This window comes from Xanthomarina arctica, from assembly GCF_014638915.1.
Lineage (GTDB): Bacteria > Bacteroidota > Bacteroidia > Flavobacteriales > Flavobacteriaceae > Xanthomarina > Xanthomarina arctica.
This window is the reverse complement of the sequence record NZ_BMFQ01000001.1, coordinates 945,113-964,067: the sequence shown is the minus strand read 5'-3', so window position 1 is coordinate 964,067 and position 18,955 is coordinate 945,113. Positions and strand designations below refer to the sequence as shown.

The following is an 18,955-nucleotide window of genomic DNA, read 5'->3' as shown; positions in this document are numbered from 1 at the left end:
AATAAAAAACCGTTCCAACTAATGGAACGGTTTTGCAAAAAATATAATTGGTTAGTTAATTAAGTTCTATTTGTGTTTTTCCTATTTCTAGCTCATCGTTATAAACAATCACATTATAGGTGCCTTCTGTTAATTTTGATTTGGATTCAACATTAATTTTTGTACAGACATCAATATTGTCGTAAGTATTGTTAACAACGGTCATACCGCTATAATCGAAAGCAATATCCTTGAATTTTACATGCCCTCTTTCGACTACCAATTGATTGTCTGGACCTATAAGTTGAACAAAAATATTTTTATTGCCTTTTGAGGTAAATTCATTGCTTAAAAGCGTTAAACAAACTTCAATATGATCCAATTTTTTTATTTTATTGGTCTTTACATCACTAATGGGACTAATAGTACTTAAAGCTACCGCATTAACGTTTTTAGCCGAAACTGATGTAATTTTTTTGATTTCGTGTGAAAGTTTTAGATTTTCATTTTCTAGAATATCAAAATAAGTCTGCTGCTCACTAAATCTTTGAGACATAGACAGAAACTCTTCTTGAAGTGTTTCATGCTGTTTTTCAAATAAATTTACTTTAGCGTAAAGTCGTTTTTTCTCGAATAAAAGACCTGCTACTTGTTTTTTGTACTTAGAAATTATGGATACATCCGTATTAAAAATCGACAAAGAGTCTAAAACAGTTGAAAGTTCTGTTTTAATATCTGCTAATTCTAATTCAATGGTATTGCTATTCACTTTTACAGCGTCATAACTCTTTATCATTTCATTCAATTCATTTTGAACAAGTAAAGATTCCATTTTAAGGAATTCTTCATGATTTTTAAGAGTTTGATAATTTGAGAAGCTATAAGACCCTAAAACAACAATTGCTATTACCAATGTACCTATAATTAATCTGTAGTTAAATAATTGAGGGTTAACTATCATCTTAATATATAATTTTACTCTGCGAAACTATACATTATGATTGTGTTATTTTATTTTAATCGATAAAGTGATAAAAAATTTGTTAAAGTTCTAAATTGTTTACAAAAAATACGATTAAAGGTTAAAATGTTATTAATATCTTTAGGATGTTTAATTTTAATGAAGATGTTTCAATCGGTTTTAGACTTGTTTTTCCCAAAAGTATGTTATGCTTGTCAATTTCAGTTAAGCGACAACGAAGAATATATTTGCACAGATTGCAGGCACAATTTACCTATAACCAATTATCATCTCGATAACGACGATTTCGTATTAAAAACTTTTTACGGTCGTGCAAAAATAGAACACGCTACTGCTTTACTCCGTTTTGAAAAAAAAGGGATTACTCAAACGCTTATCCACAATTTAAAATATAAAGGTTATGAAGACATTGGTATGTTTTTAGGAACTTGGCTTGGGGAAGAATTGAAGGAGATAGAAGCCTATCAAACTATTGATGCCGTAATCCCTGTCCCGCTTCATAAAAAGAAACTACGAAAAAGAGGTTACAACCAAGTAGCAAAATTTGGACAAGAGATTGCAAAACAACTTAATACCAACTATTATGACGATGTCCTTATAAAGGTCACCAACACGGCATCTCAAGTTAATAAAAGCAGATTTAGCAGGTGGATTAACAACGACGAACTTTTTACAATTCAAAATAAAGAAAAAATCTCCAATAAACACATTCTTCTGGTGGACGACATTATTACTTCTGGAGCAACTATGGAAGCTTGTATTTCTGTTTTAAACCAAGCACCTAATGTTAAAATTAGTATCGTTGCCATGGCAATCGCTTAAGGATAGTTTTATGAATGGGAATTATATTGTTTCTTTGTGTCTAATTTAATAATGAAAAATGAATCACGCTTTTTATAAATCTTTATTTCTTATTTTATTTTGCTTCCTTTTAGCCAATTGCGCCAATAAAGGAAGACCAAATGGAGGAGATAAAGATATAGCACCGCCTGTAATTGTAAAATCAGTGCCTGAGAATTTTTCAACAAACTTTAAAGAAACCGAAATAAGGATTACGTTTAACGAATATATTAAGATTAAAAATCTTCAAAAACAGTTAATTGTCTCGCCTCCAATGGATCCTGCGCCAGAAATAATGCCTCAAAGTTCGGCTAGCAAATACATAACCATTAAAATTAAGGACACACTTGAAGCGAATACAACTTATGCTTTTAATTTTGGAAACAGCATTGTAGATAATAGTGAAGGCAATCCATATCCGTATTACAGATATGTATTTTCAACAGGAAGCTACATAGATTCACTTTCTGTAAAAGGTCATATTATGGATGCCACCTTGCAAAAACCTGACGAATATGTATCTGTGATGCTTTACGAAATGGATTCAACCTATACAGACTCGACCATTTACAAAAAGCAACCAAAATACTTAACCAACACGTTAGATAGCACAACCACTTTTTCTATAGATAACATTAAAGCTGGAAAATACATGTTGGTTGCCTTAAAAGACGAAAATCAAGATAGCAAATACCAACAACGAAGTGATAAGATTGGATTTTTGAAGACTCCTATTTCCGTTCCTAAGGACACGCTTTATACTATTAAATTATTCAAAGAAGCAGCAGACCCAAAAATTGTTAGTCCGCGTTTAATTTCAGGTGAAAAAATTGCTTTTGGATTTGAAGGTGATTATGAAAAAATGAAAATCCGGATTCTATCCGACACTATAATGGAATTTAGACATCGCGTTACTAAAGATGCAAAAACAGATTCTCTGAATTATTGGTACAAACCACGGTTTACTGAAACAGATTCTTTACTTTTTAATGTTACTAATATTAATTATTCTCAAGATTTTACAGTTAAAATTAGCGAGCAAAAACGGGATACTTTAATTATTAAAGCCTCTCCAAGTAGCACCATAGGTTTTGAAGAAGATTTTAAAATTTCGGGGAATATTCCATTTGACAAAATAGAAACCAAAAGAATTTCTATTAGAGATAAAGATTCAACAGAGGTAAAATTTAATACCAAACTAGATACTTTAAACAACGCTCTCTCCCTGATTTTTGATAAAACTGAAAGCAACAAATATAAGATTGAAGTATTGCCAGATGCCTTTACAGATTTTTTTGAAAATAAAAATGACACATTAAATTATAACGTAAGCACGAGAACATTTGCAGATTTCGGAAATGTTAGGGTGAACTTAAAAAATGTAAATTATCCTGTAATTGTTCAATTAACAGATGCAAAAGGTATCGTTGTAGTAGAAAAATATAGTGACAAACCAGAACCTATAGACTTTAAATACGTGAAGCCTGATAAATATTATTTACGAGTGGTACACGATACTAATAAAAACAAACTATTTGACTCTGGTAATTTCCTTAAAAAGGAACAACCTGAAAAAATTAGTTATTTTCCTGAACAGGTAGAAGTAAGAGCCAACTGGGATCCAATTATCGATTTTACCTTACTCTAATTTAAAGGCGTCTTTATCGTTTAAAAAATTGAGTTTTTCTCTGTATGTTTTAATGTGGGATTTACTTAAGGTTATTATTTCAATAGCTTCCTTGTTGTCTGGAATATGGTCTATTTTTTCTCCTAAAACATCAAAAACAGCCGAATGCCCAGAATATTCATGGTTATTGCCATCTAATCCAATGCGATTAACGCCAACACAATAAGCCATATTCTCAATAGCTCTAGCTTTTAAGAGTGATTTCCAAGCTGTAATTCTAACTTTTGGCCAATTCGCAACATAAATCAAGAGGTCATAATCTTCCACGTTTCTTGCCCAAACAGGAAAGCGTAAATCGTAACAAACCAACGGACAAATTCTCCAACCTTTGTAAGTAACCAACAATTTTGTTTTACCAGCAGTATAAACCTTGTCTTCACCAGCGAGTGTAAAAGTGTGTTTTTTATCGTATGCTTCAATAATACCATTTGGATGAACAAACAATAACCTATTATAAAAATTGCCATGTTCAGAAATAACCATACTTCCCATGATGGCCGTTTCTTTTAGCATAGCCATTTCCTGCATCCAAACAACGGTTTCACCAAACATCGTTTCAGCAACTTTTTTAGGATTCATAGTAAATCCAGAAGTAAACATTTCAGGAAGCACAATAAGTTCCACAGATTCTGAAATGGATTCTATTTTATTAGTAAAATGAATTCTATTTTGCTTTGGATTTTCCCAAAACAATTCGGTTTGAATAAGCGCTATTTTTAATTGATCTTGCATTTTAAAAAACTAAATTTTGTTTAAAATATCTGCTGCTTTCTTTAAAGTCTCATCTGTTTTTGCAAAACAGAATCTCAAGACTTTATTATCTAATTTATTCTCGTTAAACACCGAAAGAGGAATGGATGCCAAACCATTTTCAATAGTTAAACGTTTGGCAAAATCCACATCGTTTTCCTGAGTAATTCCTGAATAATCCAACACCTGAAAATAGGTGCCTTGAGAGGGCTTGAATTTAAATTTGGAATCTTTAATCAGACTTAAAAACAAGTCTCTTTTTTCCTGAAAAAACCCTGATAATTCTAGATAGGTATTTGGATCTTGCATATAATCTGCCAAGCCTTTTTGAACTGGGTGATTCACACTAAAAACATTAAACTGATGGATTTTCCGAAACTCTTCCATCAACTCCTTTGGCGCACAACAATACCCGGTTTTCCAACCTGTATTATGAAAGGTTTTTCCAAAAGAAGCCACAATAAAACTTCGTGATTTTAAATCTGGAAACAAACAGGCGCTTTGATGTTTTTCATCATCAAAAACCATGTGCTCATAAACCTCATCACTTAACACGATAATATTGGTGTTTTTAGTTATTTCTTGAAGTTGCAACATATCTGTTTTACTCAAAATAGTCCCGCTTGGATTATGTGGTGTGTTGACGATAATCATCTTCGTTTTAGAGGTGATTTTCTGCTTCATCTCTTCCCAATTCACTTGATAATTTGGAGATTCTAATTGTATAGAAACGGGTTTTCCTCCATTAATTAAGACTGAAGGTTCATAACAATCGTAAGCTGGTTTAAAAATAATGACTTCATCTTCAGCTCTAATAAAAGCAGTAATAACATCATAAATAGCCTGAGTTGCTCCAGCAGTAATGGTTATTTCAGTTTCTGGATGGTAAGAATTTCCATAAAGCAAATCAAACTTTTTAGAAATAGCTTCTCGCAACTCCATATTCCCAGGCATTAAAGCGTATTGATTAAAACCCGAATTCATAGCTTTAGAAACTAGATCTATTAGTTTTTGGTCGCTTTTAAAATTTGGAAACCCTTGCGATAAATTAATGGCTTGATGTTTATTAGCCAAGCCACTCATAACCGTGAAAATAGTGGTTTCAATATTTGGCAGTTTAGAAAGGTGCTTCATACCATAAAGATACTTGATAGACCGATAAATTTAAGTCATTTTAACATCTTTTATATCTTGGTTTTTTATCTTTGGGGAATACTAAATTAACTGATTATGAAATTTTTAAAAATTCTATTACTTTTTATCACGCTTCAAGTGTCGGCACAACAAGGTGGCATGTGGATTCCTTCGCTTTTAGAAGGCATGAACGAGCAAGAAATGACAGATCTTGGAAGTAAACTAACAGCCAAGGATATTTATGATGTAAACAACTCTAGTTTAAAAGATGCCATTGGACATTTTAATGGTGGTTGTACCAGTGAAATTATTTCCCCAAAAGGTTTGGTGCTTACCAATCATCATTGTGGTTTTGGCCAGATTCAATCGCATTCTTCCTTAGAAAACGATTATTTAAAAGATGGTTTCTGGGCTATGAATTTAGAAGAAGAGCTTCCAAATCCAGGTTTATATATAGAATTTATTGTTAGAATTGAAGATGTAACAACTCAAGTTTTAAATGGAGTTACAGAAGATATGACTGAAAAGGAAAAACAATCTCTAATTTCTAAAAACTCTAATACTTTTGAGGCTACAGTTAAAAAAGAAGCTTGGGAAGACACTAAAATAAAATCATTTTATAAAGGCAATCAGTACTTTCTGTTTGTAACAGAACGTTTTAACGATATTCGTTTGGTTGGAGCTCCACCTACAAGTATTGGTAAATTTGGTTCTGATACAGACAACTGGGTATTCCCTAGACATACAGGAGATTTTTCGATGTTTAGAATTTATGCAAATAAAGATAATCGTCCTGCAGAATACAGTAAAGACAATGTGCCTTACACTCCAAAACACTTTTTACCAATTTCTTTAGATGGTGTTGAAGAAGGTGATTTTACCATGATTTTCGGTTTCCCTGGAACAACAGACGAGTATTTACCTGCTGTTGCTATAGAACAAATTACTACAGAATACAACCCGAGCAATATTGCTATTCGTGAAGCGGCCTTAAAAGTGATCGACGCCAATATGAAATCTAGTGACGAGATTAGAATTAAATATGCTTCCAAACAAGCTAGAATTGCAAATGCTTGGAAAAAATGGATTGGTGAAAACTTAGGCATTGAAAAAAGTAATGCCATTCAAGAACGTCGTGAATTTGAAGCCACTTTCACAAAAGCATTAAAAGAACAAGGTCTTGAAGATAAATACGGAAACATCCTTCCAGAATTTGATGTGTTATATGAAAACTTCGAAGAAGTAAACATCAAACGTAGAAACTTTATTGAAGTCTTTTTGGTTACAAACGAATTGATGAACATGACTTTTAGAGCTTATCAATTTGAACAAGCTGTGGCTCAAAATCCAGAAAGTTTCGATAAAGCAAAAGCTTCAATGGAAGGAACATTAACAGGAATCCATAAAGATTATGATGTTAATGTTGATAAAGGTGTGTTTGAAAATGTGATGCCTTTTTATTCTAAAAACATCGATGCCTCCATTTATGACCAAACGGCATTAACAAACATCGTTACAGCTTTAGAATTGTTTCAAGGTACTCCAGAAGAAGTCATTAAAAACCTTAACAACGATCCAGCATACGTTTATGCAAAACCTATGATTGAGGAATTCTACAACACCATTAACCCAGAATTCCAAGCTAAGAACGAACCAATTACTGCCTTACAAACAGAGTATATGACAGCGCTTATGGAGGTGTTGCCAAACGCTAGATACTATCCAGATGCCAACAGCACACTTCGTGTTACTTATGGTCAAGTAAGAGGGTACTCGCCAAGAGATGCCGTTTATTATTCTCCGGTAAGTTATCTGGATGGTGTTATTGAAAAATACATTCCAGGAGATTATGAGTTTGATGTACCACAAAAATTGATTGAATTATACGAATCAAAAAATTATGGCCCTTATGCAGATGCTAACGGAAAAGTACCGGTTTGCTTTTTAGGAACTAACCATACTACTGGAGGAAACTCAGGAAGTCCTGCTATCGATGCCTATGGAAATTTAGTAGGTCTAAATTTCGACAGAGTTTGGGAAGGAACCATGAGTGACATGTATTACGATCCAGAAATTTGCAGAAACATCATGGTCGATTTACGTTACGTGTTATTTATAGTAGATAACTATGCTGGCGCAAAACATTTGATTGATGAAATGACCTTGGTTCACCCAAAGAAAAAGGAGCAATCAAAAGCTAAAGGAAAGAAAAAGAAATAGTTTAGACAAAAATTGATAATTCTATCAGACCTGCGAGGTTTTTAAAACCTGGCAGGTCTTTTTATTTTAAATAATCTTCAACTGTTTTAATAATTCTTGCTTATAGGTTCTACCAATTGGAATTCTATTGCCTTGAACATAAATTTCATTTCCAGAAATTTTTTCAACATATTTCCTATTTATTATGAAAGATTTATGGACTTGAATAAATTGATTATTTGGTAATTTTTGAATCCAGTTTTTTAAAGAATCTATATATGATAATTTTTTATTGTCTGTAATAACGGTGATATAATTCCTATTAGATTCAATGTAAACGATACTATTAGTTTCAATTTTATGAAGTGTTTTATCTACATTTAGAAATAGAATTTCTTCAAGGCCATTCTCAGATATTTTCTCTGTTTTTTCAATTCGTTCTTTTGCCTTGTTAATGGATTTAAGAAACCTATCGAAAGAAAAAGGTTTAACCAAATAATCAACAATAGTCTCCAACTCAAAACTACTAACTGCATAATCTGGATAAGCAGTAGTCATGATAATTGCTGGCGGATTTTTAATCGTTTTTATAAAATCTATTCCAGAAATATCTGGTAAATTAATATCCAAAAAAACCAAATCAACTGTATGATTATTTAAAAAACTATTGGCTTCAATTGCGGCTTTAAAAACACCTTGCAGTTCCATATTAGGAAGTTTTCCTAAGTAATTCTTAAGAATTTTTTGAGCAGGAATTTCATCTTCTATAATAATACAAGTCATCATTGGAGCTTCAATTTTAAATATACCTTAAACTTGTCATTTTTCGAAAAATCCAAACTGTAGGTATCCATATAAATAAGTTTCAATCGTTTTTCAAGATTTTGTAATCCTATTTTAAAATCTTCATTGGTCGTTTTATCCTTATCAAAATTGTTTGAACAAATACATTCCAAAATACCATTTGCTTCTTTAATTTCAACAAAAATATCACTATTCAATGTACTGTGTTTAAAAGCATTTTCTATAATGGTAATTAACAACAAAGGAGCGATTAATAAATTATTCGATTCAATAGATTTACTGTATTGAATGTTTTTCACTCCTTCGGTTCTAATACTTTGAAAGGTCATGTAATTATCAATAAATTGTATTTCCCTTTCTAATGAAATGGTTTCAGCATTACTTTCATATAACACGTGTTTTAAATTATCTGAAAGCATTAAAATAAGCTCTGGCGCTTCATTTGGTTTTTCTAATGCATAAGAATAAATGGTATTTAAATTATTGAAAAGTACATGCGGATTAATTTGAGATTTCAAGAATTTCAACTCCATCTCCAAGTGTTCTTTCTTTACTTGTTCTACTTCATCTTGTTTGTCTAAAAACCGATTCAACATCCAAATAAAAGAGAAAAAAATTAGTGGCACTAAAGTTTGCCAAAGATAATCGCTGAGGCATTTCATGATTGAACAACCGCATTGTGCAAAGACGTTGCAATACAATTGTGTTGCAAAAAAGGAAATGGCAGCGAACACAAAAACATACAAAATGTAAAGTCGTTTTTTTATAAAAAATGGCAATAGCAACAAGTTGTTGACATAAACAATGGTTACCAGAATGGCCACATATTGTAAAAAGGGATTTTCTCGCCAATAATATTCCGAAAACATAAATAAAGACACAAATACAAACAACATCCAAAACAGGATGTGAACTAATATTTGTGAAGTCAATTTTTTTAAGGGTCTCAAACGAATGATATGTTTTGATGAAAGTAATTAGAATTCTTTATTCCATCAAAAATTATGTATAAAAACCACAAATAGTGTTGCAAACAACCATTTATACTTCAAAATCATCCGTTGGTATATCTAAAGATGTTGAAAATACAGATTATTAGTTCTCAATATATTATCATGATACTTTTGGATAAAAACCAATACCCATGAAACACTACATTCTATTTATAACTATTTTTTTATGCATTCAAACAGGGTTTACACAATCTATAAATACCGTTTATAAAGATGATGAAGGTGTTGAAAAGCTACTAGGTATCATTAACAAAAAAGGCTTGGAGAGTGCTCCCTTTAATGCTTGGTTTGACACAAATTACAATGATTATTTAGTAAACGATAAAATTGTAGAAAAATTAAAAGACTCCTTAAATCAATATACGATTAAAGTGTTTTTAGGAACTTGGTGTGGAGACAGCAAACTTGAAGTACCACATTTTTATAAGATTTTGGAAACAGCTAACTTTCCAGAGAGTCAATTAGAAATTATAGCCGTAGATAATACCAATGAAGCCTATAAACAAGCCCCAAATCACGAAGAAAAAGGCTTAAACATTCATAGAGTTCCAACCTTTATATTTTATAAAAATGGCAAGGAATACAACAGAATTGTAGAGCATCCTAATGAAACTTTAGAACGCGATATGCTAAAAATTGTAACAGATAATAAATATTCACCTAATTATATGGCAGCTAATTATTTAAACTATTTGTTACAAGAAAAAACTTTGGATAGTTTAAAGCTAGAGGAATCCATACTTGTGCCACGTTTGGCAGAATTTGTAAAAGGGAGTCGCGAACTAAACACCTTTGGATACTCTTTATTGCGTTCTAACCAACTTGATAAAGCATTATATGTTTTTGATTTGAACACAAAGATATTTCCCTACAAATACAATGTATATGATAGCCTTGGTGAAGCCTATTTTATTTCTAAAAATAACACTGAAGCTTTAAAAAATTATTACAAAGTATTGAGTTTAAAACCAGATGATAAAAATGCTGTTGAAATGATTGAAAAAATAAACAACCCTAAATAATCTCCATCTTTTTTAACAAGAAACTGGCATTCATATTCTGGCAAATCCCATCTTTAAATTTATAGTCGAAAAAGAGTTCGTCGTCCACAATTTGAGCATCAAAAAAGTGGTTTTTAACTTCAGGTAATTCCTTAGAGATTTCACACAAACTTAAATCGTGAGTAGCTATAATTCCTGTCGCATTTCCGGCAACTAATTTTTCAACAAACTTACGTGAGCCAATAGCTTTGTCTGTACTGTTTGTGCCTTTTAAAATTTCGTCTAAAATGATGAAATAAGGTTCTTTAGCAATTTCATCAACTATAAACTTTAATCTGGTTAACTCTGAAAAGAAGTAACTACTATCATCCGTTAAAGAATCGTTAGTTCGCATGCTTGTAATAAGTTTCACAGGACTGTATTTACTAGATTCAGCACAAACTGGCAATCCAGCATTTGCCATAACGATGTGCAAAGAAACGGTTCTTAAAAACGTACTTTTTCCAGCCATATTAGCTCCGGTAACAATAAAAAATTCCTGACTATGGATTTCTAAATCACTATCTACACGCTTATTTTTCTTTAATAACGGATGTCCTAAACCTTCAGCTTCAATGACTGTTTTGTTAGTTACAATTTCCGAAAACACATACTCTGGATGATTAAAAGCATAATTTCCTAAGCTATTATAAGCATCGAAGAAAGAAACCACTTCAAACCAATGTGAAACCGTAGTTTTATATTTAAAAATCCATTGTTCAATATTATAGGTATTCTTTAAATCCGATAGAAAAAAACCATTTCCAAAGATGGCAGAAATCATATTATTCCTGTTATCCAAGGCGTCTAAATACTTCGAAAATTGAGAAAATATTTCGGAAGCCTTCTTATGTTCTTGTTGAATATAAGCTTGCTTATTTTTTAATAATTCCGAAGAAAACGTTTCATTTTCAATGTGATTAAGAAGTAAAGCATATTGTCTAAACGTATCTCTTACTTTGTCTGTATTGCTAGCTAAAACATTAATTTTTTTCAAATAAAAACCAGTAATAATTAAACCTACTAACAACCAATAACCAACAAAGCCTAAATCTATTATTTTAAATATGCCAAGAGCCACTACTGCAATGGAGGCTAAAGTAAAAACTCTTGGAAACCATTTCATTATTTTTGGTAAAAACAACTCATGACTGTTTAACCACTCAATAATTTTAACTGCAGGAGTTTCGGCTTCAATTAGCGTAGCAAATGCCGAAAATTGTTGTCGCCATTCAGGTTTATCAGCTAGTTCCTTAATAGCATTTTGCTTTAAGATAATATCTTCAATTGTGTTTGAAGTTAATGCTTTTGCTAAGGTTTCTGTACCTTCATTTATATTTGTTCTATTTATAAATTGAAAGAAAGAACCTCTTCCAAATAAATCAATATCCAAACTATAAAAATGATGTGGATCTAGAAACTGTTCTCCAGAATTTCGATGATGAAAATTTCCTGAAGCAATAGCAATTTCTTCTTCATTTATTGCTACCAAAGCTTTGCTAACATCTCTTAGTCGCTTGACATTTGTATATTTTGACAATAAAACTATAAAGATGATTACACCAACGATTCCAATACCTAGAGCTACTTGCCACATATTGAAAGTAAAGTAAATTCCTGCAACAGTTACTAAAAACAAGAGTAGTCTTAAACTACTCATTCCTAGTAGTTTTTTATTAAAACTCTTTAAATCCTGCTGATGCTTTTCAAGCTGTATTTTATAAAATGTATCTGGATGATTCATAACAAAAAATTGAAATGTAAAGAAACAAAAATCCCAAGACTTAGCTTGGGATTTTAACTTATTTGAGATTCTTCGCTTTCACTTCGACTACGCTCAGTGACCACGCTCTACATGATATTAACCTTTTAAACTAGCTTTTAAATATTCTCTATTCATACGAGCAATATTTTCTAGTGAAATTCCTTTTGGACATTCTACTTCGCAAGCTCCAGTGTTGGTACAGTTACCAAAACCTTCTTCGTCCATTTGTTTCACCATGTTTAGTACACGATCTGTCGCTTCAATTTGACCTTGTGGTAATAAAGCAAATTGAGATACTTTAGCAGAAACAAATAACATAGCAGACGAGTTTTTACAACTCGCTACACAAGCGCCACAACCAATACAGGTAGCAGAATCGAAAGCTGTATCTGCATCATGTTTATTAACGGGAATTGTGTTTGCATCAATCGTATTTCCAGATGTATTTACAGAAATAAATCCACCAGCATGTTGAATTCTATCGAATGATGTTCTATCAACTATTAAATCTTTTATTACTGGAAAAGCAGCGGCTCTAAATGGTTCGATATAAATAGTATCTCCATCTTTAAACATACGCATGTGTAACTGACAAGTAGTAACACCTCTATCAGGACCATGAGCTTCCCCATTAATATAAAGAGAACACATACCACAGATTCCTTCACGACAATCGTGATCGAAAGCTACGGGTTCTTCATCTTTATTAATTAAGTCTTCGTTTAATACGTCTAACATTTCAAGGAAAGACATATCTGGAGAGACATCAGTGACTTTATAATCAACTAGACCACCTTTATCGTTTTTATTTTTTTGTCTCCAAATCTTTAGTGTAAGATTCATAATGTTTTGATTTTAGGTAACTATTTTTTTAGAAAAGAGAATAAAGAGAAAAGAAAACAGATTTTATAATCCGTTTTGAAAACCCATTGTCATTCTTTGAAACTCTTCATTTTTTTCTTCTATTTTTTTTAATGTCTCAGCATCTATATATTTTCTGTGGTGAGCAACTAAAAGTTGCGTTCCCAATTCAAAAGATGATCCTAATGAAATATCAATAAAATGAGAAAAAGATTTATCAGTTCTAGCGGAACCTTCTGCTATATTACTTGGCATCGAGACAGAGCATCTACTTAATTGTGAACTCAAATCATATTTTTCATGTTTTGGGAAATTTTCTAAAACATCTGAAATATTATTTGCTATTTCGAGACCTAATTGCCAAATTTTTAAATTCTTATAATTATGTCTTCTTCTTAAGCCCATTTTAAGTCTCTTCTCTTTTGTCTCTTCTCTTTTCTCTTTTTAATCTATTTATAAGACCTTTGCTTCAACTCAATATCTTTAAACTCTAACTCTTCTTTATGAAGTACGGCATCACTTGGTTCTCCTTTGTATTCCCAAGCTGCTACGTAAGCAAAATTTTCATCGTCACGTTTTGCTTCCCCTTTTTGTTCTCCATCTAACTCAACCGCGTCTTCTCTAAAGTGTCCTCCACAAGATTCTTCTCTTTGTAAAGCATCTTTAGCGAATAACTCTCCTAATTCTAAGAAATCTGCTACGCGACCAGCTTTTGCAAGTTCGTCGTTAAATTCTTCGTTAATTCCAGGAACTTTAACATCTTTCCAGAATTCTGCTCGAAGTTCTTTTATCTCTTGAATTGCTTCAGTTAAACCTTTTACATTACGAGCCATTCCAACTTTATTCCACATAATTTTTCCAAGTTTCTTATGGAAATAATCAACAGAATGAGTTCCTTTATTATTTATGAAATGATTGATGCTATCTCTAACACTTTTTTCAGCTTCATCAAATGCTTTTGAATTAGTTGGAATTTCTCCAGTTCTAATATCATGAGACAAATAATCTCCAATGGTATAAGGTAATACAAAATAACCATCTGCTAAACCTTGCATTAAAGCCGAAGCTCCAAGTCTGTTTGCACCATGATCTGAAAAGTTTGCTTCTCCAATACAATATAATCCAGGAACCGTAGTCATTAAATTATAATCTACCCAAATTCCTCCCATAGTGTAATGCACCGCTGGATAAATCATCATTGGCGTATTATAAGGATCTTGATCTACGATTTTCTCGTACATCTGGAATAAGTTTCCGTATTTATTCTTTACTACTTCTTGTCCTAATTTTTTAATTAATGCCGCATCATTAACATCTAGATGATGAATAACAGCTTGCTCTTTTCCGTAACGTTGAATGGCCGAAGCGAAATCTAAAAATACAGCTTCTCCAGTTGCATTAACACCAAAACCAGCATCGCAACGTTCTTTTGCTGCACGAGAAGCAACATCACGAGGAACTAAGTTACCAAATGCAGGATAACGACGCTCTAAGTAATAATCTCTATCTTCTTCTTTTAACTCTTTTGGTTTTAAAGTTCCAGATCTAATAGCCTCAACATCTTTCATATGTTTAGGAACCCAAATACGTCCATCATTTCTTAAAGATTCAGACATCAATGTTAATTTAGACTGATGATCTCCAGAAACAGGAATACATGTTGGGTGAATTTGTGTGTAACAAGGGTTTGCAAAGTAAGCGCCACGTTTGTGAGCTTTCCAAGCAGCTGTTACATTCGATCCCATAGCATTTGTTGAAAGGAAAAATACGTTTCCATAACCACCAGTTCCAAGAACTACAGCATGAGCTGAATGTCTTTCAATTTCTCCAGTAATTAAGTTACGTGTTATAATTCCACGAGCTTTTCCATCTACAACAACCACGTCTAACATTTCGTGACGGTTGTACATTTTAATTTTACCACGACCAATTTGACGGTTCATAGCAGAATAAGCTCCTAATAATAATTGTTGTCCAGTTTGTCCAGCAGCATAAAATGTTCTTGATACAAGAACTCCACCAAACGAACGGTTATCTAATAATCCACCATATTCACGTGCAAAAGGAACCCCTTGAGCCACACATTGGTCGATAATATTTCCTGAAACTTCAGCTAAACGATAAACGTTAGCCTCACGAGAACGGTAATCACCACCTTTCACAGTATCGTAAAATAATCTGTAAGTAGAATCGCCATCACCTTGATAATTTTTTGCTGCATTAATTCCCCCTTGTGCTGCAATAGAGTGCGCACGTCTTGGTGAATCTTGAAAACAAAAAGCTTTTACATTATAACCAAGTTCTGCTAAAGTAGCAGCCGCAGAACCTCCTGCTAATCCTGTTCCAACAACAATAACATCTATGTTACGTTTGTTTGCAGGATTCACTAGGTTGATATGATTTTTATAATTAGTCCATTTGTCTGCAATTGGACCTTCTGGTATTTTAGAATCTAAAGCCATATTTAGATGTGTTTTTTAGTGATTAAAATGATGAAATAACGCAATAACGATAAATCCTAATGGTAATATAATAGCGTAAGCCATTCCAAAACCTTTTAATCCTTTTGTGTATTTGTTATTTGCTCCAACAGATTGGAAAGCAGAATTAAACCCATGCATTAAATGCAAGGCTAAAAAGACAAAACCTACACAGTATAAAGCCACGCGCCAAATAGGAACGAATTTCTCTTGTAATTCATGAAAATATCTAAATTCTCCATCGTGCATTCCAGACATATCACCTACAATATATTTGGTGTTAATTTCTGGAATCCAGAAATCTATAAAGTGAATGATTAAAAAGATTAAGATAAACATCCCACTATAAATCATGTTTCTGCTCATCCAAGTTGAATTGGCAGCGCCATTATTTTTAGCATAACTGATGTTTCTTGCTTTTCTATTTTTAATTTCTAGTACAAATCCCATAATAAAATGAAATAGCACACCAAAAATCAAAATTGGCTGTATCACATATTGAATTAACCAAAAAGTACCCATAAAATGAGAAATCTCATTAAATGTATCAGCGCTAAAAACTGAGGTTAAGTTAATTACAAAATGTTGTAGTAAAAAAATCATTAGGAAGAATGCCGAGAGTGCCATGGCAAATTTTCTTCCAATCGAAGAATCCAAAATTCCGCTCATTGTTGAAGTTTAATTTATATCTAACAAATATACGCTTCCAATCAGTTTTAGACAACGTAGAGCGGGATTAATATAGGTATTTAGAATGATTTTAAACAGAATCCTGAATTATCAACTCATAGTTGGTAACTATTTTTAAAAAGCTCCTATTTCGTCTTCGTTAAATATTTTATAAAGTGTACCGCCTTTTTTATTTGCCAAAAGGAAATCCGTATTTTTGAGAAAATAATAATTAATGAGATTTCTGTTCCTCTCTACAAATAGTTGCAGAAATGAAAAATTCACTTTTCATGAAATACCATTTAATCAACAACAAACTCTTTATAAAAAATCGTAAAAACTTTACAGCTAAAATGAAGCCTCATAGTTTAGCTGTTTTTAATTCGAACGATATTTATCCTATTGGTGCAGATAGCACTATGCCTTTCGAGCAAAATCGGGACATATTTTATTTAAGTGGTGTCGATCAAGAGGAAAGTATTTTGGTATTATTCCCTGATTGTCCGAAAGAGAATCATCGAGAAATTTTATTTTTAAAAGAAACAAACGACCATATCGCTGTTTGGGAAGGTGAAAAACTTACCAAAGAAGCCGCTTTTAAAACCGCAGGTATTAAAACTGTTTATTGGTTGCAGGATTTTGAGAAAATTATGCACGAGTTAATGTCTCAGGCAGATACTGTTTATATTAATAAAAATGAACATTATAGAGCTAGTGTTGAAACAGAAACCAGAGAAGACCGTTTTAACAAATGGCTAAAAGATAAATATCCAGCACATAATGTTGCCAAAAGCAATCCCATTTTGCAACGTTTACGCTCTGTAAAAGACGCCATAGAATTAGATTTAATTCAAGAAGCTTGTAATATAACAGATAAGGGTTTTAGACGGGTTTTAAACTTTGTAAAACCAAACGTTTGGGAATATGAAATTGAAGCGGAATTTATGCATGAATTTTTAAGAAATCGTTCAAAAAAATTCGCCTATACACCTATTGTTGCATCTGGAAACAATGCCAATGTGCTTCATTATATTGAAAACAACCAACAATGTAAAGCTGGCGATTTAATTCTTATTGATGCAGGTGCAGAATACGCTAACTATTCTAGTGACATGACACGTACCATTCCCGTTTCAGGAAAATTTACTGAAAGACAAAAGGAAGTTTACAATGCGGTAAATCGTGTTAAAAATGATGCTACAAAATTATTAGTTCCAGGTAACAATTGGACAGATTACCATGTGGAAGTAGGAAAATTAATGACTTCAGAATTATTGGGATTAAAATTACTTGATAAAAACGATGTTAAAAATGAAAATCCAGATTGGCCAGCATATAAAAAATATTTCATGCATGGAACATCTCACCATATGGGATTAGACACGCACGATTACGGGATTTTGACTGAACCTTTCCAAGAAAATATGGTATTTACCGTAGAGCCAGGAATATATATTCCTGCTGAAGGATTTGGAATTAGATTAGAAGACGATGTTGTTGTCCAAAAGAAAGGAGAGCCTTTTAATTTAATGAGAAATATTCCTATTGAAGTAGAAGAAATTGAAGACTTAATGAATTCGTAATTTCAATTCCTAGAATTACTTAAAAACCTCAAAAGATTTAAAGCTTTTGAGGTTTTTTTATTTTTATATGTTCTTATTCATAGAAAAGATTATTTTTACTTTTTCTGAAAACCACCCTGATTTGAATAGAACAACTTACTATATCCTTATTTTAATTTTGGCCTTCTTCTTACCTATTAAAAAAGGAATGGCTCAAAAAACGGACACCATTTATCATGTTAACAAAAACATTTTAACGGGCGATTTTAAGAATATGGCTTATGGGATTGTTACATGGAAAATGGAAGGCATGGGCACCATTAGTCTAGAAGAGATCATGGTAAATACTATAATTTCAAAAAAACAATTTGAAATTAAAATGAAAGATGATAAAATTTACTTTGGTTCTTTTGAAGCTTCAGAAGAAAAAAGATCTGTTTATATTGTTACGCCAGAAAAAAAAATATTAGTAAAAATATATGATATTGTTGAGATATATCCCATAAAAAATAGCTTCTGGACTAAAATTAGTGGTAATTTTAGTCTTGGTTTTAATTATTCTAAAGGTAGTGACATTGGGAACTTAGCTCTATCTGGAGATTTAAGCTATAGAAGAAAGAAAGTATATTTAGAATTAGCTTGGGATGGTAATAACACCTACCAAAAAGACACCTTAGGCTCTAGAAAAACAGATGTCTCCTTAGCTTGGCAAAGGCTACTTAAAAAAGGATGGTCCTCTCAATTATCTGTATCCGTAAGCCAGAATTCCGAATTAGGTATTAAAGAAAGATGGGGAATCGATGTCTTAGGTTTAAAAGACATTTCTTATAATGACTGGAATAGATTTTATGCTGGTGCAGGTCTTAATTTAACCCATGAGATTCCTTATGGCGACGTACCTGAGCAGGATGATGTTGCAGGAGTTATGCAACTTGTGTGGCGCGTGTATAAATACAAAGCTCCAAAAATATGGGTAGATGCAGATGTTAGTTTCTTGCCTTATTTTACAGACTCCGGAAGATATAGAGCCGTTTTTAATTTAAACCCTAAAATAAATCTCTTGAACGATAATTTTAAAGTTGGTTTAAAATTTTATTACACCTACGACAGTAAACCTCCTGCAGATGCCGTTTCAAAAAATGATTACGGTATTAATTTCCAATTGACATACAGCCTTCATTAAGCTATAA

General features: G+C 32.2%; 16 protein-coding genes. 6 read left to right on the top strand and 10 right to left on the bottom strand.

Annotated elements, in window-relative coordinates; all coding sequences use genetic code 11:
* Positions 1-55: 55 nt before the first annotated feature.
* Positions 56-940, bottom strand: a complete 885-nt coding sequence (locus tag IEV77_RS04180) for a DUF8428 domain-containing protein (RefSeq protein WP_188462137.1) — start codon at positions 938-940, stop codon at positions 56-58.
* 165 nt (positions 941-1,105) lie between these two features.
* On the opposite strand from IEV77_RS04180, the gene IEV77_RS04175 reads away from it, so the two are divergent.
* Both IEV77_RS04175 and IEV77_RS04170 read left to right on the top strand, forming a co-directional pair.
* Complete coding sequence (locus IEV77_RS04175) at positions 1,106-1,783, top strand: ComF family protein (RefSeq protein WP_188462970.1); 678 nt, start codon at positions 1,106-1,108, stop codon at positions 1,781-1,783.
* Positions 1,784-1,841: 58 nt separating this feature from the next.
* Positions 1,842-3,449: an Ig-like domain-containing domain gene (locus tag IEV77_RS04170; protein ID WP_188462135.1), complete on the top strand. Its 1,608-nt coding sequence runs from the start codon at positions 1,842-1,844 to the stop codon at positions 3,447-3,449.
* On the opposite strand, the gene IEV77_RS04165 is transcribed toward IEV77_RS04170, so the two are convergent.
* Both IEV77_RS04165 and IEV77_RS04160 read right to left on the bottom strand, forming a co-directional pair.
* Entirely contained in the window at positions 3,441-4,220 is a 780-nt protein-coding gene (locus IEV77_RS04165; protein ID WP_188462133.1) for an amidohydrolase, read from the bottom strand. The two genes, IEV77_RS04170 and IEV77_RS04165, sit on opposite strands and share 9 nt — an antisense overlap.
* Positions 4,221-4,229: 9 nt before the next feature.
* Positions 4,230-5,372 (bottom strand): methionine aminotransferase, encoded by a 1,143-nt coding sequence (locus IEV77_RS04160; protein ID WP_188462131.1) that lies wholly within the window; start codon positions 5,370-5,372, stop codon positions 4,230-4,232.
* Positions 5,373-5,468: 96 nt separating this feature from the next.
* On the opposite strand from IEV77_RS04160, the gene IEV77_RS04155 reads away from it, so the two are divergent.
* Positions 5,469-7,592, top strand: coding sequence for a S46 family peptidase (locus tag IEV77_RS04155; protein ID WP_188462129.1), 2,124 nt, complete (start codon positions 5,469-5,471; stop codon positions 7,590-7,592).
* 66 nt (positions 7,593-7,658) lie between these two features.
* Here the strand turns inward: IEV77_RS04155 and IEV77_RS04150 are convergent, their stop codons facing one another.
* Both IEV77_RS04150 and IEV77_RS04145 read right to left on the bottom strand, forming a co-directional pair.
* Positions 7,659-8,357 (bottom strand): LytR/AlgR family response regulator transcription factor, encoded by a 699-nt coding sequence (locus IEV77_RS04150; protein ID WP_229736572.1) that lies wholly within the window; start codon positions 8,355-8,357, stop codon positions 7,659-7,661.
* On the bottom strand, positions 8,354-9,307 hold the full coding sequence (locus tag IEV77_RS04145) for a sensor histidine kinase (protein WP_229736571.1): 954 nt from the start codon (positions 9,305-9,307) through the stop codon (positions 8,354-8,356). The genes IEV77_RS04150 and IEV77_RS04145 overlap by 4 nt, the downstream gene beginning before the upstream one ends.
* Before the next feature lie 212 nt (positions 9,308-9,519).
* Between IEV77_RS04145 and IEV77_RS04140 the strand changes: the two genes are divergently transcribed.
* Positions 9,520-10,410 (top strand): thioredoxin family protein, encoded by an 891-nt coding sequence (locus IEV77_RS04140; protein WP_188462127.1) that lies wholly within the window; start codon positions 9,520-9,522, stop codon positions 10,408-10,410.
* On the opposite strand, the gene IEV77_RS04135 is transcribed toward IEV77_RS04140, so the two are convergent.
* From IEV77_RS04135 to IEV77_RS04115, 5 genes are all read right to left on the bottom strand, one after another.
* Positions 10,403-12,172, bottom strand: coding sequence for a MutS-related protein (locus IEV77_RS04135; RefSeq protein ID WP_188462125.1), 1,770 nt, complete (start codon positions 12,170-12,172; stop codon positions 10,403-10,405). The two genes, IEV77_RS04140 and IEV77_RS04135, sit on opposite strands and share 8 nt — an antisense overlap.
* Before the next feature lie 117 nt (positions 12,173-12,289).
* Entirely contained in the window at positions 12,290-13,036 is a 747-nt protein-coding gene (locus IEV77_RS04130) for a succinate dehydrogenase/fumarate reductase iron-sulfur subunit (RefSeq protein WP_188462124.1), read from the bottom strand.
* 63 nt (positions 13,037-13,099) lie between these two features.
* On the bottom strand, positions 13,100-13,459 hold the full coding sequence (locus IEV77_RS04125; RefSeq protein ID WP_188462122.1) for a four helix bundle protein: 360 nt from the start codon (positions 13,457-13,459) through the stop codon (positions 13,100-13,102).
* Between the two features lie 44 nt (positions 13,460-13,503).
* Positions 13,504-15,516, bottom strand: a complete 2,013-nt coding sequence (locus IEV77_RS04120) for a fumarate reductase/succinate dehydrogenase flavoprotein subunit (protein WP_188462120.1) — start codon at positions 15,514-15,516, stop codon at positions 13,504-13,506.
* Positions 15,517-15,531: 15 nt separating this feature from the next.
* Positions 15,532-16,203 carry a succinate dehydrogenase cytochrome b subunit gene (locus IEV77_RS04115; RefSeq protein ID WP_188462118.1) on the bottom strand — a complete coding sequence of 224 codons (672 nt, stop codon included), beginning with the start codon at positions 16,201-16,203 and terminating at the stop codon, positions 15,532-15,534.
* Between the two features lie 290 nt (positions 16,204-16,493).
* Here IEV77_RS04115 and IEV77_RS04110 point away from each other — a divergent pair, with 290 nt between their 5' ends.
* Together IEV77_RS04110 and IEV77_RS04105 are read left to right on the top strand one after the other, a co-directional pair.
* Positions 16,494-17,786, top strand: coding sequence for an aminopeptidase P family protein (locus IEV77_RS04110; RefSeq protein ID WP_188462116.1), 1,293 nt, complete (start codon positions 16,494-16,496; stop codon positions 17,784-17,786).
* Positions 17,787-17,907: 121 nt separating this feature from the next.
* Positions 17,908-18,948, top strand: coding sequence for a DUF481 domain-containing protein (locus IEV77_RS04105; protein ID WP_188462114.1), 1,041 nt, complete (start codon positions 17,908-17,910; stop codon positions 18,946-18,948).
* The last annotated feature ends 7 nt before the right edge of the window (positions 18,949-18,955 follow it).